This window comes from Lysinibacillus xylanilyticus (assembly GCF_001183605.1).
Taxonomy (GTDB): domain Bacteria; phylum Bacillota; class Bacilli; order Bacillales_A; family Planococcaceae; genus Lysinibacillus; species Lysinibacillus xylanilyticus.
Genome location: NZ_LFXJ01000010.1, coordinates 300,624 through 316,564 on the forward strand (window position 1 = coordinate 300,624; position 15,941 = coordinate 316,564).

The following is a 15,941-nucleotide window of genomic DNA, read 5'->3' on the forward strand; positions in this document are numbered from 1 at the left end:
ATGGCTTGTGAAAAATACTGAAATAGTCGTGCAAGGCGCACGAGCTCATAATTTAAAAAATATCAATGTCATAATTCCACGCGATCAATTAGTCGTGCTAACGGGTTTATCGGGCTCAGGGAAATCATCATTAGCGTTTGATACGATTTATGCCGAGGGGCAACGTCGTTATGTAGAATCCCTTTCAGCCTATGCCCGTCAATTCCTTGGTCAAATGGATAAACCAGATGTCGATGCGATAGAGGGATTATCTCCTGCAATTTCAATCGATCAAAAAACGACGAGCCGTAACCCACGTTCTACAGTTGGGACAGTAACGGAAATCTATGATTATTTACGTTTGCTCTATGCGCGTATTGGTAAGCCTATTTGTCCGAATCATGGTGTTGAAATTACTTCCCAAACGATTGAGCAGATGGTCGATCGTTTATTAACTTATCCAGAAAGAACGAAAATGCAATTGCTTGCTCCAATGGTATCAGGGCGTAAAGGAACGCACGTAAAGCTACTGGAAGATTTAAAAAAGCAAGGCTTCGTTCGAGTACGTATTGACGATGAGCTACGTGATTTAGATGATGCGATTGAACTTGATAAAAACAAAAAGCATTCAATAGAAGTAGTCATCGATCGTGTTGTAATGAAGGAAGGGGTCGCGGCACGTCTTAGTGATTCTATAGAGACAGCATTACGTTTAGCAGATGGGCGTGTACTTGTCGATGTGATGGAGCATGAGGAATTATTATTTAGTGAGCATCATGCTTGTCCATTATGTGGTTTTTCAATCGGTGAGTTAGAGCCTCGCATGTTTTCATTTAATAGTCCATTTGGAGCTTGTCCTAGCTGTGATGGTTTAGGCTCGACACAAGAGGTAGATCTTGATTTAGTAGTACCAGATTGGGACCGTAGTTTATTAGAGCATGCTATAGCACCATGGGAACCAACAAGCTCTCAATATTACCCACAATTATTAAAGGCTGTGTGCGATCATTATGATATCCCGATGGACGTACCAGTAAAGGATATTCCGAAAGAGAAGATGGATAAAATTTTATATGGTTCTGGTAAAGATAAGATCCACTTCCATTATGAAAATGAGTTTGGCAATGTGCGAGATCAAATGATCGAATTCGAAGGTGTTGTACGCAATGTGGAGCGCCGTTTTAAGGAGACAACGTCTGATTACGTGCGTGAACAAATGGAAAAATATATGGCGCAGCAAGCATGTCCATCTTGTAAAGGTTATCGCTTAAAGCCTGAAACATTAGCTGTAAAACTAGCAGATAAGCATATTGGTGAAGTTACACAGTATTCGATTCAGGAAGCTGATACATTTTTCAAAGAGCTAGATTTATCAGAAAAGGATATGAAAATTGCGCGACTTGTGTTACGTGAAATTGAAGAACGACTTGGCTTCCTTGTTAATGTAGGGTTAGATTATTTAACGTTAAGTCGAGCAGCAGGAACACTTTCAGGGGGAGAAGCGCAACGAATTCGCCTTGCGACACAAATCGGCTCGCGTTTAACGGGCGTCCTCTATATTTTAGACGAGCCATCAATCGGCTTACACCAACGTGATAATGACCGTCTTATTAGTACACTGCAAAATATGCGTGATATTGGCAATACGCTAATTGTTGTCGAGCATGATGAAGATACAATGCTGGCGGCTGATTATCTCATTGATGTTGGTCCTGGTGCAGGTGTGCACGGTGGTCAAATTGTAGCGGCGGGAACACCGCAGGAAGTAATGGAAGATGAAAATTCTTTGACGGGGCAATATTTAAGTGGCAAGAAGTTTATTCCATTGCCAATTGAGCGCCGCAAACCGAATGGGCGCAAATTATCGATTAAAGGTGCTAAGGAAAATAATCTTAGAAATGTGAAGGTTGATGTACCACTTGGCTTATTCGTTGCAGTAACAGGGGTTTCAGGGTCAGGTAAATCAACACTTATTAATGAAATTTTATATAAGTCATTAGCTCAAAAGCTTAATCGTTCAAAAGTGAAGCCGGGCGAACATAAAGAAGTAACGGGGATTGATGAGCTCGAAAAGGTAATTGATATTGACCAATCACCAATCGGTCGTACACCTCGCTCTAATCCTGCTACGTATACAGGCGTTTTTGATGATATACGAGATGTTTTTGCAACAACAAATGAAGCGAAGGTACGTGGCTATAAAAAAGGTCGCTTCAGCTTCAACGTTAAGGGTGGCCGCTGTGAGGCTTGTCGTGGTGACGGTATTATAAAAATTGAAATGCATTTCCTACCAGATGTTTACGTGCCATGTGAAGTCTGTCATGGAAAGCGTTATAACCGTGAAACACTTGAAGTGAAATATAAAGATAAGAGCATTGCAGATATTTTAGATATGACGATTGAAAACGCAGTAGTGTTCTTTGAAAATATTCCAAAAATCCAACGTAAGCTACAAACGATCGTGGATGTAGGATTAGGCTATATGAAATTAGGGCAACCTGCTACAACTCTATCTGGTGGTGAGGCACAGCGTGTAAAATTAGCCTCTGAATTACACCGTCGTTCAACAGGTAAATCATTCTATATTTTAGATGAGCCGACAACGGGCTTACATGCACATGATATTGCACGTTTACTCGTTGTTTTACAGCGCCTCGTAGAAAATGGCGATTCCGTACTAGTAATCGAACATAATTTAGATGTCATCAAAACAGCTGACTACATTATCGATTTAGGGCCTGAAGGTGGCGACAAAGGTGGTACTATTATTGCAACAGGTACACCAGAAGAAGTCGCTGAAGTAAGTGGCTCTTATACAGGAAAATATTTAAAACCGATATTAACAAGAGATCGTATGCGTATGGAAGCTGTATTAGCAAAGGCTTCTCAATAAAGTATAAGTTCGCAAACTCCCTAGGTGGAGTTGCGAACTTTTTTTTCGTGCTCGAAGGCGGATGTCGATAAAAATTAAAAGTTGGGTAATAAAACGTAAAACTGTTCCGATAAAAATCAAAAGTTGGATGACATTATGTTAATGTAGCTTTGTAAAAAAGATTGAACGTTTATAATAAAGATTGATAATTTGTAATAAAGTTTGATAAAAATCATCTCTTTAGTTATCCTTTGAGATGATTTTTTTATTGGACATTTATGTGAAAACTGATGTTTATCCTGTGAAGAATTTCTTCCAATCCTTCCACCGTATGGTCCACTTTATCAAACGAACTTAACAATTGACCAAATGATTGCTATTCAACGCTATCATAAAATTGGCGTCAAGAATTTAAACAAATGGAAATTACCGGTGAAGGGAGAATAATTGGGGATTTGTGGTATTATATAGTGAGCGAAGAAACAGAATGAAATTTTCCAACGAGCTTCGCAAACAATTGAAATTACCAATAGAGGGTCCTGCCGACAAAATGCTACAGACCTAATTACTGTAAGACACTTTTTGGAAGGATAAATCAGTTCCTACTTTTATAGAATAGGCTGAAATGGTATTTACTTAGGTTATAGTAACAGCTAGGTTTTAATAGCTGAGAATTAAAAGGAGAGATTTTATTATTTATGTTTAAAAATTTTTTTGGAAAGTGCTTAGTAACTTTTTTTGTTTTACTTATCCCTGTTTTTACAAATCAAAAGGCTACAGCTAATTCACTACCTCAAAATGAAATGCGTGCAGCCTGGATTGCAACAGTATCTAATATTGATATGAAGGCAGGTATGAGTAAAACCCAATATACTCAATGGGTTCAAAGTACCTTAGACAAATTAAAAGCTGATAACTTTAATACAGTTATTTTTCAAGTTAAGCCATTAAATGATGCACTGTACCCGTCTAAGCTTGCTCCATGGTCATCGTATATAACAGGCAATACACAAGGGACCAATCCGGGTTTTGATCCATTGCAAATAATGCTGGACGAAGCACATAAGCGAGGATTAGAACTTCATGCTTGGGTAAACCCATATAGGGTCACTATGCCTTCGCAATCTTTGACTAATCTTGCTGCCGATAATGTAGCCCGTAAAAATTCTAATTGGGTAGTGAAATACGGTAAACAATACTATTTAGATCCTGGTTTGCCAGAAGTTCAAAATTACTTATTATCAACCATAAAAGAATTAGTAAGCAACTATGATATCGACGCTGTACATATGGATGATTACTTCTATCCTTATAAAATAAAAGGAGAGACTTTTCAAGATCAACAAACTTTTAAAAAGTATGGTGGCTCATTCAATAATATTGAAGACTGGCGCAGAAATAATGTTAATCAATTAGTAAAAAAGGTTTATGCAAGCATTAAGGCAATTAAACCTCATGTTCAATATGGAATATCTCCGTTTGGAATTTGGCGAAACAAAGGGCAAGATTCTACTGGTAGTAACACGAATGGAATGAGTAACTACGATGATCTTTATGCTGATACAAGACAGTGGATTAAAGATGGAAGTATCGATTATATTGCTCCTCAAATCTATTGGTCCAGAAATCATAAAGCAGCAAATTACTCTGTTTTATTAGATTGGTGGGGAAGAGAAGTTCAAACGTACGCAAAAGTCCATCCTGTTAATTTATATATTGGCATGGCCAATCATAAAGTTGGAAATGATTCTGATACTGCATGGAATAATAAGACGGAACTTATCAGCCAAGTAATCGCCAACAGAGCAAATAAAAATGCTCAAGGACAAATGCATTTTTCTCTAAGAAGTATTAACAATAACGCTCTTGGATATGCTTCTTATCTAAATCAGCAACTATACAATTATAAAGCTTTAACACCTACAATTTATTGGAAAGGCTCTGCGATACCTTTATGTCCAACTGATGTTAAATTGAGTAAAGAGTCTTTCGGCATGAAGCTTACTATTACAGATGAAAATAGTACTCAACCAAGGAAATATGTAATATACCGATTTGATGGAACAAAAGAAGGATCATATGAAGACGTTAAAAATATAGTAGACGTGGTTTATAACACACAAGGTAATACTGTTTATGTAGATACTATTGCAAATAATAGTAAAGTATACACATATGGTATAAAGTCTATATCTGCTACAGGTGTGGAAAGTAAAACTGCTTTTGTTCTAAAAGACGGAAATCCTTACCAGTAGCAATAGAGCCAACACCTGAAGGGCCAGAGCAACCAGAAAAACCTGTAGATCCAAAGCCTATTGGTAGAAAATAATCGATCTTTTTTATAAAAAACAATTTTAAATTTGAGGGATAAGAATCCATTTTGATCAATCTTTTTTCAAAATGGATTCTTTTTATTTATCGTAAATGCTGGCTTGTGAAGAATTTTTGATCAAACTTTATTTTAAAGCAACAGTTAAAACGTACGTTGTGGATAAGTTGAGTGTAGTGGAAGCTGGGTGACTCCTTGGGGATCAGCGATAGAGGAACGAAGGCTAAGAACATCACGTCTATCCTGTAGCTGCCGCTACGCTTTCGCGCAAAAAAATGTGTCACCCCAAGCGCCACGCCGGAACGAAATCAACCGCACGTTATGGTGATGAAAAAAAGATATATCCTCAATTTTTCATTTTTTGGTGAAACTTTTCACAAAATGAATCGTATAAATAATATAACGAACTGAGGGAGGCTATTTTAATTATGCAAAATGAACGTCAACGAATTTTAGAACTTGTGGAAAAAGGAACAATTTCAGCGCAAGAGGCGATTATATTATTAGAATCATTAGAGCAACCTACTAAGTCCACTCAAAATGTTATGAATGATGTGGTAAATGAGGACCAGTTTTCTTCAACAGAAAAAGAGTCAGTATATAAAGATAAAAGTCAACAGGATCAACAACCGCAAAAAGATGAAGATTGCTCTAAATACTTCCAAGAAGAAATGCGAGATTTCCGTAAAGATATTTCACAAATTGGTTCACTCTTTATGGATATGATGAATACGGCAGTAAAAAAGGTCAAAGAATTTGATGTGACTTCTCCATTTGGTGATAAATTCGAGTTTACACATACGGAAGAAGTAGCAGCTGAACATATAGATAAAATAATTGCAGAATTACCAAATGGCAACTTTTCATTAGAATCTGCTGAAGGAGATAGCTTCCAAGTCATTTGCAAAGTAAAGGCACCACTTGTTAATGATAGTGAGGAAGAAACTCGCGCTAATTTCCTAGAGCAATTCGTTGTCAAAGAAGATGGAGATTCACTACGAATTTTAAGTCAACTTAAGCTTGTTCAAGTAAATGTTAAAGTACTTGTTCCAAAGGATAAATTAGAAAAATTATCAGTACGTTTAATGAACGGTAGTGTTACTTTACAAGATACGGATTTCGAGCAATTAAAAGTAAAAACATTAAACGGTGCGATTAAGGGCTCTAAGTTTAACTTTGGAAAGGCAGAAGTAGATTCTTCTAATGGTTCCATTGAATTAACAAATGTTCGTGGTAAAGATATAGAGGCTGAAACATTGAATGGTCGTGTTTATTTAGATGGCGCATTGGATGAAGTTGAAGCAAAATCGGTTAATGGACATGTTGTTGTCACAACTTGTTCTACTAATTCGTCGAAAATCAAAGCACAAACAGTCGCAGGAGCTGTTGAATTGTATGTGCCACGTACAATATCGTTAAGTGGTAAAATTGTAACGAATTTTGGTAAAGTGGATGTTGGTATTCAAGACGCCTCAAAATTAGAATCACAGGATCAATTTTTATCAAAAGTAGTACGTTTTGATAAAGAAGTAGAGAATGCTAATCGTCTATTTATCGAAGGTGAGTCAAAAACAGGTGCAGTTTTAGTACGCTATACAACAACTGGCGAGCAGCAAATTTAATCTAACAAAAAGCATTCAGGCTATGCAAAACAGCATAGCTTGAATGCTTTTTTACTGCTTAAAAACAGAAGAAAAGCAAAAATCGACTTTCCACTATTGGGCTCGATTTCTGTTCTCTTATATGTCGAGTTTATGATATCTTTATGGCAATCAAATAACGAAATAACAGGAACTACCACGGAATGAAATGAAACTGTAATAAAAAAGGGAGAAATAGAGTGTTATAATAGAGAACGAAATACCTCTTACAAGGTAAGAGATTTAGGTGGTCTAAATATGATAGAAATGAAAAATGTGACAAAGAAGTACCCAAATGGCGTTGTTGCGACAAATGGGATTTCCGTTAACATAAAGCAAGGTGAATTTGTCTATGTTGTAGGTCCAAGTGGTGCAGGTAAATCAACTTTCATTAAATTAATGTACCGCGAGGAGAGAGCCACTTCTGGAGATATCACTGTTAATGGCATAAATTTAGCAGAATTAAAAAATAAAAAAGTACCTTTTCTACGCCGTCAAATCGGTGTTGTTTTCCAAGACTTCAAACTGTTACCCCGCTTAAGTGTTTATGAAAATGTAGCGTTTGCACTAGAGGTAATCGAGGAAGACCCAATTGAAATTCGTCGTCGGGTAATGGAGGTTCTAGAGCTCGTGGGACTGAAGCAAAAGGCAAGAATGTTCCCTAATGAACTTTCAGGTGGCGAACAGCAGCGTGTTTCGATTGCACGATCTATTGTGAATGTGCCGAAGGTCGTTATTGCGGATGAACCTACAGGGAATCTTGACCCAGAGACATCTTGGGACATTATGAATTTATTCGAAGAAATTAATGCAAGAGGTACTACTATTGTGATGGCAACCCATAACCGTGAAATCGTAAATACGATTCGTCGTCGAGTAATTGCAATTGAAGGCGGAATGATTGTCCGTGATGAGCACGGAGGTGACTACGGCTATGAAATTTAATACAGTAAAACGTCACTTCCGAGAAAGTTTAAAGTCTCTTGGTCGTAATAGCTGGATGACTATTGCCTCAGTAAGTGCAGTTACAGTTACATTAATATTAGTAGGCGTCTTCGCGCTTATTATGATGAACTTAAATAAAGTAGCATCTGATTTAGAGAACGATGTTGAAATTAAAGTGTTAATTGATGAAACAGCAGATAAAGCTGCTGAAAAAGCGCTCATGGAAAAAATAAAGAAAATACCAGGTATCGAAGAGATGACCTACTCGACAAAGGAAAATGAATTAACGAAATTAGTAAAAGATTTTGGGGACGATTTCAAACTATTTGAGCAAAGTAATCCATTACGTAATGTTATTTATGTGAAGGCTTCTGATCCTCATAAAACAGCTACTGTTGCTAAAAGTATTGATAAATTTAATTATACATATGACGTTATGTATGGTGAAGGCAAAGTAGAAAAACTATTTAATTTCTTAAATGTTAGCCGTAACGTAGGGATAGTGCTTATTTTAGGATTATTATTTACAGCGATTTTCTTAATTTCTAATACGATTCGAATTACCATTATTGCACGTCGTGATGAAATAGAAATTATGAAACTTGTCGGAGCAACGAATTCATTCGTGCGTATCCCGTTTGTATTAGAAGGAATGTGGCTCGGAATATTAGGATCTATTATTCCGATTGCGGTCATCGCAACCCTTTACCACAATGTATATAAAATTATTGCGCCTCGATTAAAAGGCGAACTTGTTCAAGTACTTGATTTCTCACCTCTTGTGTACCAAGTAAGCGGTCTAATATTACTCATCGGTGTACTAATTGGTATTTGGGGAAGTTTCATGTCAGTACGTAAATTTTTAAAGATCTAGATTTCGTTAGGCTTCTGTTAGCAGAATGATAATCCAACCAAAATAATAGTCGAAAAGGAGTTCAACCGGTGAAAAGTATGGCGAAAAACTCATTGAAAACACTTGCTGCAGCATCTGCACTATTTCTTTTTATCCAAACTCCATCAGCGTATGCAACTAATTTATCTGATTTAAAAGATGAAAAAAAAGAAATTGAATCAAAGAAAGATGGCTTAAATTCATCCATCAAAAATAAATCAAATGCTATTAATGTAAATGAAAACAAGCAACAAAAAATATTAGATCAAATTCAAACATTAAATGCTGAAATTGATAAAACGAATAGCAGTATCAATAATGTAAGGGCAGAAATTCAATCTACAAATGCAGAAATAAGATCTTTAAAAGATGACATAGCACAGCTTATGCACAAAATTGAAGAGCGTGATATATTGTTAGAGGATCGTGCTCGTGCCATTCAGGCGGGTGGTTCCGTTAGCTATTTAGACGTGCTACTTAGTTCTAATAGCTTCGTAGATTTTATTGATCGATTCTCTGCTGTTAATGCATTACTTGAAGCGGATCGACAAATTATCCAGGATCAAAAAGAGGACAAGCAAAAATTAGAAGAACAAAAGCAAGTCTTAGAAAGTAAACGTCAAAAGCTCGAAGATAAAAAAGCTGAGCTTGATCGTTTAAAAGCATCATTGAATGGACAGAAAGCTGAGAAAAACAAATTAATTGATCAATTAGAAAAAGAACAAGAAAAGCTAAAATCAGAAAAAGTATTACTTGAGAAAGAGTATTCTGAGGCACTTGATGTTAGTGCGGAATTACAACAAAAAATCATCCATGAACAAAACCGATTAGCTGAAATTGCTCGTCAACAAGAAGCGAAGCGTAAGGCAGCAGCTGCTGCCGCAGCCAAAGCCAAAGCAGCTAATACAAGCAATAGTGGTGGTGGATCTGGATCCGGATCTGGATCTACAACTGTCGATGCCCCACAATCGAATGGTACATGGATTAAGCCAACAAATGGTCGTTTAACATCACCTTATGGTTGGCGTAATATTGGTGCAGGTCCAGAATTCCACTATGGAGTCGATCTTGCAAATAGTACAGGTACCCCGATTTGGGCAGCTGCAGACGGTGTTGTTGCCTATGCTGCACCACTTAGCTCGTATGGTAATGTTGTCATTATTACACATTCCATCGACGGTCAAATTTATACGACAGTGTATGCACACTTAAATTCTTTCAATGTTAGTGTTGGTTCAGAGGTATCCCAAGGTCAGCAAATAGCAACAATGGGTATGACTGGACGTGTAACAGGACCGCACTTACACTTCGAAGTGCATATTGGCGCTTGGCGTGGACAAGCAGTCGGTAGTGTAAATCCATTGAAATATATTCCAGTATAAAATTATAGAAAGCTATACATTAGGATTCCGCTAATGTATAGCTTTTTTTTATTTCCATTAAGCTACTATAATATTGATTGGGTACCGGCACATCAATATGAAAGCGAAAGTTCGACCCTCCTGCCAAAAAGGTTTTTTAGTCAAGATTGTGTATTGTCAATAAATAGAGGAAGATAGGCAGTCAGTTAGCGCGAAACGTTGAGGGATCTTCGCACTGTGAGTTTAGAAAAAATAAAGGCTTATAGAAAGGCAAAGTGATGGATAGAATCATCGAAACGGTGGATAGAACTTGCGAAGAGATGGATAGAATCATCGAAACGGTGGATAGAACCATCAAAGTGATGGTTAGAACCAACTTAGTGGTGGATAGAACATCATTAAGTTCATGTAGGTTGGAGCAGTCTGAATAACATTTGAATTGTTTATATAGAGTCTATCTTTGCATGTTTCAGGGAGATTTTTTGAACACAGTGTGAAATGACATTTCATATAAAGATTATATGCTATGCTGTAACTATCTGGAGGATTTGTTAAATGAATAATACAGAATGGTACTCTATTCGGGCACTAACATTACCAGCTACAGCTGTCGCTCTTCTTGTGGCCTTTTTTATTGTATGGCTAGTTTTACGAGTGCAATTTCCGAAGAAATGGGCGGGGGTATATGGTGACGCAGTCTTTACCTTTATTGTCGTTTGGAAATTCAGCTTAATTGTCACTGATTTTAAAGCTGTTATCGCTCAACCATTTGCGCTCCTTTATTTTAATGGTGGAACTATTGGTGTTTTTTTAGGGGTAATGGCAGTATCGCTACAGCTTTGGTGGAAGCGGCAAAAAATTCAGTTTGACGCATCTGGGATCGCTGCCTATAGCTGGGCAATCATTTTAACGCAATCGATCTATCAATGGCTTGTAGTGTTACTAAATGATAACCAAACCACTAGCGAAGTGATAACTTTACTTGTGCTAAGTACACTAACAGTCTTCATATTATGGAGAATAACAACTATCAATCGGGCATTAATTTTATATACGATTGGTCTTATAATTGTTGCCCTTTCTCAGCCACATGGTTTATGGCAACCGGCTGTAGGTGTGAGCGTCATATTACTTATATTAGGTATAGTGATTCAACGTGCTGGACGTATATAAATGAAATTGATTAAAAGAAAGTACTAAATTATTGGGAGGTAAGGGATGAAAAAAAATATTGGGCTTCTTATCGTCGTGTTACTAGTAGCCGCGATGATTGGTACATATGTAAAACAGCAAATTGATAAAGATCGTGAAATTGAAACAACTTCTCTTGGAAAAGAAATGGATGAGCGAAAGATTGGTTTGAAAAATGGAGATACGCCACCGGATTTTACTTTAACAAGTTTGGATGGTAAGGATGTGACATTGAGTGAGCTTCGTGGGAAAAAAGTAGTGTTAAACTTTTGGGCAACATGGTGTCCACCGTGTAAGGCAGAAATGCCACATATGCAAAATTATTATGAACAATATGCAAAAAAAGATAATGTAGAAATAATAGCTGTCAATTTAACACAGGCTGAACGAGATATTACAGATGACGCAAAAGTAGATTCTGTAATGACGTTTAGAGATAGCTTCAATTTAACATTTCCTATTTTACTTGACCCAAAAAACTCAGCCGGCGAAGACTATCAAATCTTGACGATTCCTACAACTTACTTTATTGACTCAAATGGATATATTCAACGTGCTATTAAAGGGCCAATGAATGCGGAAATGTTAAAACAATATGTAGAGGCATTAGACTAATAAAATAAATCAAAGAATCTGCTCGTTTTTTCATAGAAACGGAGCAGATTTTTTCTTTGTTTATAAAGCGCGAACGATTCGTGAATGAATACCCGTGGTAGTGAGGGAAATACTCGCGATTGGAGATAGAATACTCGCGGAAGGAAGGCAAATACCCGCGATTGGCGATAGAATACTCGCGGAAGGAAGGCAAATACCCGCGATTGGCGATAGAATACTCGCGGAAGTAAGGGAAATACTCGCGATAGAAAATAAATACCCACATTACGCAATAGAATACTCTTGAAACAAATATCATAGTATTCAACAAATTATTTTGAAGTTTAATCTTGTATGTTTGAAAAATAAACTTCATACAGTAGAAGAGACGGAGGAGGGAAGGTTTGCGCAAAATAATGGCGGGTGTCGGCGTACTTGCTAGTAGTCTATTGCTAGGTAGTGGAGTTTATTTTGACTGGTTTAATTTAGGGGATAAAAAGGAGCCGGTCGTCGCAGAGGTTGATTCCATTGATGAAGCGATGAATTTAATTGAGGAGAAATCTGTATACAGTACGAAAAAAGATGCATTGGTGGAGGGGGCACTTCGTGGTATGGCAGATGCTATAAAGGACCCTTACAGCACCTATTATTCGAAGGAAGAGGCAGAACAACACCGACAAATGTTAGCCGAGGAAAGAGTGGGCATTGGGATTGAGCTATCTGAAAACAACGGAAAATTTATTGTTGTGTCTCCAGTCCGTTCTTCCCCAGCAGATAAGGCAGGAATGCGCTCTCTCGATGAAATTGTACAAGTCGATGGCGTTCGAGTAGATGGTAAAACGATGAGTGAATTAATGCATTTAATTCAAGGAGAGAAGGGAACGAAAGTAACTATTGTCGTCTATCGTCCAAGTGAAGATAAACATATTAAAATGACGATGGAACGAGCAGCAATTTCTAATAAAACAGTTACGAGCGAAGTAGTGAACGTAGAAAATACTCCGCTAGGATATGTGGAAATCTCACTTTTTGGTGAGAAAACGGCAAATGAGTGGGTTGCCGAAACGAGTAAGTTGCTTCGGCAGGATATAAAAGGTTTAGTGATTGATGTGCGGGATAATCCAGGTGGTTATTTACATAGCGTCGCAGCGCTGCTGAGCACAGTATTGGAGAAGGGCAAAGTGTTTGCCTATATGCAAAATGCTGAAGGTGCTATGGAACCATTAAAAACGGAATCAAAAAGCTTTGATGAAAAATATTTACAGACAATGTACAAAATACCGATTGTTGTTCTACAGAATTCGGGCAGTGCATCTGCTAGTGAAGTACTTAGTGGCGCTTTAAAAAGTTGGGGGCGTGCCTCCCTTGTTGGTGTTAAGAGTTTTGGAAAGGGAACAGTACAGGAGTCTTGGTCACTGAAAAATGGTGGAGAGCTTAAACTGTCCACAAATAAATGGCTGACACCAAAGCGCGAATGGATTCATGGGCAAGGTATTGAGGCTAATTTAGTAGTTGAACCAAATGAATTATTCGCTTTCCAAATGCATCCACTATCAGGGAAGTTTAAAGAAGGCGATATGAGTGAGGAAATTGCTTATACGCAAAATGCTTTGAAAAAGCTAGGCTATAAAATTGCTCGTTTAGACGGTTACTTGGATGAATCGACGGAGGAGGCTGTTAAGCTTTATCGGGAGGATCAGAAATTGAAAAAGGCAGAAGATAATTCTAATATGGACACTACCTTCTTTAACAGCTTAAACGAAACGTTGAAAAAATATAAAGAGGATCGTCAAAATGATTTACAGTTCCAAATGGCTACAAGTTTTTTATTGCACAATATTGAAGAATAAAAAATATTAAGTGTGTTGATTTTGGAAATGTAGACTTGTAAAAGGATTTATTTGTTGATATTTTACTTTTGTATCCCTATATTTAGCTTATAGTAATGGAGGGCTACTCTAGTCGCAGAGCAAAGCTTTCCACAAGAAAGCGAGTAGCCCGTTATAGTTTTGTAGTTGAATTTGATTAAATTAACGATATTAAACTTGATACGGGAACATATCAAAAGGGCATGTTTTGAAAAAGATTGATCAAAACATGCTCTTATTTAATGTGACAGATTAAGCTCAGATTGTGAGTCAAATATAAAATTATTTTAATAGGAAGTTTCTCGAGGAAGTGAAAAAACATAAACTTTTTTTCGAAAAAGTATTGACCTTTTTAAATCAATAATATAATATTATACAAGTCGCTAAGACATCTACTTAAAAACAATTGAATTAAATTAAATAAATTAGTTGTTGACATAGAGTTTTCGACATGATATTATATAAAAGTTGATACTGAGAAAGCGGCGACGAAATGAACCTTGAAAACTGAACAAGCAAAACGTAATCAATAAAGTTTTTAGTAGCTAACCTTGAGTTGGTGAATGAAACAAAATTTTGGACATCAAACATGATGCCAGCAAAACAATTTGAGCTAATCAAATTTCTTTTTATGGAGAGTTTGATCCTGGCTCAGGACGAACGCTGGCGGCGTGCCTAATACATGCAAGTCGAGCGAACAGAGAAGGAGCTTGCTCCTTTGACGTTAGCGGCGGACGGGTGAGTAACACGTGGGCAACCTACCTTATAGTTTGGGATAACTCCGGGAAACCGGGGCTAATACCGAATAATCTATTTTACTTCATGGTGAAATACTGAAAGACGGTTTCGGCTGTCGCTATAAGATGGGCCCGCGGCGCATTAGCTAGTTGGTGAGGTAACGGCTCACCAAGGCGACGATGCGTAGCCGACCTGAGAGGGTGATCGGCCACACTGGGACTGAGACACGGCCCAGACTCCTACGGGAGGCAGCAGTAGGGAATCTTCCACAATGGGCGAAAGCCTGATGGAGCAACGCCGCGTGAGTGAAGAAGGTTTTCGGATCGTAAAACTCTGTTGTAAGGGAAGAACAAGTACAGTAGTAACTGGCTGTACCTTGACGGTACCTTATTAGAAAGCCACGGCTAACTACGTGCCAGCAGCCGCGGTAATACGTAGGTGGCAAGCGTTGTCCGGAATTATTGGGCGTAAAGCGCGCGCAGGCGGTCCTTTAAGTCTGATGTGAAAGCCCACGGCTCAACCGTGGAGGGTCATTGGAAACTGGGGGACTTGAGTGCAGAAGAGGAAAGTGGAATTCCAAGTGTAGCGGTGAAATGCGTAGAGATTTGGAGGAACACCAGTGGCGAAGGCGACTTTCTGGTCTGTAACTGACGCTGAGGCGCGAAAGCGTGGGGAGCAAACAGGATTAGATACCCTGGTAGTCCACGCCGTAAACGATGAGTGCTAAGTGTTAGGGGGTTTCCGCCCCTTAGTGCTGCAGCTAACGCATTAAGCACTCCGCCTGGGGAGTACGGTCGCAAGACTGAAACTCAAAGGAATTGACGGGGGCCCGCACAAGCGGTGGAGCATGTGGTTTAATTCGAAGCAACGCGAAGAACCTTACCAGGTCTTGACATCCCGTTGACCACTGTAGAGATATGGTTTTCCCTTCGGGGACAACGGTGACAGGTGGTGCATGGTTGTCGTCAGCTCGTGTCGTGAGATGTTGGGTTAAGTCCCGCAACGAGCGCAACCCTTGATCTTAGTTGCCATCATTTAGTTGGGCACTCTAAGGTGACTGCCGGTGACAAACCGGAGGAAGGTGGGGATGACGTCAAATCATCATGCCCCTTATGACCTGGGCTACACACGTGCTACAATGGACGATACAAACGGTTGCCAACTCGCGAGAGGGAGCTAATCCGATAAAGTCGTTCTCAGTTCGGATTGTAGGCTGCAACTCGCCTACATGAAGCCGGAATCGCTAGTAATCGCGGATCAGCATGCCGCGGTGAATACGTTCCCGGGCCTTGTACACACCGCCCGTCACACCACGAGAGTTTGTAACACCCGAAGTCGGTGGGGTAACCTTTTGGAGCCAGCCGCCGAAGGTGGGATAGATGATTGGGGTGAAGTCGTAACAAGGTAGCCGTATCGGAAGGTGCGGCTGGATCACCTCCTTTCTAAGGATATTTTCGGAATACAAACCTAGGGTTTGTAAGATTACGTTTTGCGTTCAGTTTTGAAGGTTCATTCTTCTGAATGAAACACTT

General features: G+C 38.6%; 9 protein-coding genes and 1 rRNA gene. All 10 read left to right on the forward strand.

All coding sequences use genetic code 11. From position 1 onward, the window contains the following. The first annotated feature begins 7 nt into the window (after positions 1-7). Positions 8-2,872 carry an excinuclease ABC subunit UvrA gene (gene uvrA / locus ACZ11_RS19000; protein WP_049668109.1) on the forward strand — a complete coding sequence of 955 codons (2,865 nt, stop codon included), beginning with the start codon at positions 8-10 and terminating at the stop codon, positions 2,870-2,872. A 677-nt stretch (positions 2,873-3,549) separates the two neighbouring features. Further along, positions 3,550-5,106 carry a glycoside hydrolase family 10 protein gene (locus ACZ11_RS19005; RefSeq protein WP_049668110.1) on the forward strand — a complete coding sequence of 519 codons (1,557 nt, stop codon included), beginning with the start codon at positions 3,550-3,552 and terminating at the stop codon, positions 5,104-5,106. A gap of 502 nt (positions 5,107-5,608) precedes the next feature. After that, on the forward strand, positions 5,609-6,802 hold the full coding sequence (locus tag ACZ11_RS19010; protein WP_049668111.1) for a DUF4097 family beta strand repeat-containing protein: 1,194 nt from the start codon (positions 5,609-5,611) through the stop codon (positions 6,800-6,802). Between the two features lie 276 nt (positions 6,803-7,078). Next, positions 7,079-7,765: a cell division ATP-binding protein FtsE gene (ftsE, locus tag ACZ11_RS19015; protein ID WP_049668112.1), complete on the forward strand. Its 687-nt coding sequence runs from the start codon at positions 7,079-7,081 to the stop codon at positions 7,763-7,765. After that, the gene (gene ftsX, locus ACZ11_RS19020; protein WP_049668113.1) at positions 7,755-8,639 is read left to right on the forward strand and encodes a permease-like cell division protein FtsX; all 885 of its coding nucleotides are present in this window, start codon (positions 7,755-7,757) and stop codon (positions 8,637-8,639) included. The genes ftsE and ftsX overlap by 11 nt, the downstream gene beginning before the upstream one ends. 68 nt (positions 8,640-8,707) lie before the next feature. Beyond that, positions 8,708-10,039 (forward strand): murein hydrolase activator EnvC family protein, encoded by a 1,332-nt coding sequence (locus ACZ11_RS19025; protein ID WP_049668114.1) that lies wholly within the window; start codon positions 8,708-8,710, stop codon positions 10,037-10,039. Between the two features lie 534 nt (positions 10,040-10,573). Further along, positions 10,574-11,191 (forward strand): hypothetical protein, encoded by a 618-nt coding sequence (locus ACZ11_RS19030; protein WP_049668115.1) that lies wholly within the window; start codon positions 10,574-10,576, stop codon positions 11,189-11,191. A 45-nt stretch (positions 11,192-11,236) separates the two neighbouring features. Further along, a complete protein-coding gene (locus tag ACZ11_RS19035) occupies positions 11,237-11,824 on the forward strand; it encodes a redoxin domain-containing protein (protein WP_049668116.1) in 588 nt (195 codons plus the stop codon). A 383-nt stretch (positions 11,825-12,207) separates the two neighbouring features. Continuing rightward, positions 12,208-13,653 carry a S41 family peptidase gene (locus ACZ11_RS19045; RefSeq protein WP_049668118.1) on the forward strand — a complete coding sequence of 482 codons (1,446 nt, stop codon included), beginning with the start codon at positions 12,208-12,210 and terminating at the stop codon, positions 13,651-13,653. A 646-nt stretch (positions 13,654-14,299) separates the two neighbouring features. Next, positions 14,300-15,851: ribosomal RNA gene (locus ACZ11_RS19050) — 16S ribosomal RNA — on the forward strand. Positions 15,852-15,941: the final 90 nt, after the last annotated feature.

Excerpts from the sequence above, each read along its gene's own strand:
- ACZ11_RS19005 (WP_049668110.1), top strand. The coding sequence starts at position 3,550 with ATGTTTAAAAATTTTTTTGGAAAGTGCTTAGTAACTTTTTTTGTTTTA.
- ACZ11_RS19010 (WP_049668111.1), top strand. The coding sequence starts at position 5,609 with ATGCAAAATGAACGTCAACGAATTTTAGAACTTGTGGAAAAAGGAACA.
- ftsE (WP_049668112.1), top strand. The coding sequence starts at position 7,079 with ATGATAGAAATGAAAAATGTGACAAAGAAGTACCCAAATGGCGTTGTT.
- ftsX (WP_049668113.1), top strand. The coding sequence starts at position 7,755 with ATGAAATTTAATACAGTAAAACGTCACTTCCGAGAAAGTTTAAAGTCT.
- ACZ11_RS19030 (WP_049668115.1), top strand. The coding sequence starts at position 10,574 with ATGAATAATACAGAATGGTACTCTATTCGGGCACTAACATTACCAGCT.
- ACZ11_RS19035 (WP_049668116.1), top strand. The coding sequence starts at position 11,237 with ATGAAAAAAAATATTGGGCTTCTTATCGTCGTGTTACTAGTAGCCGCG.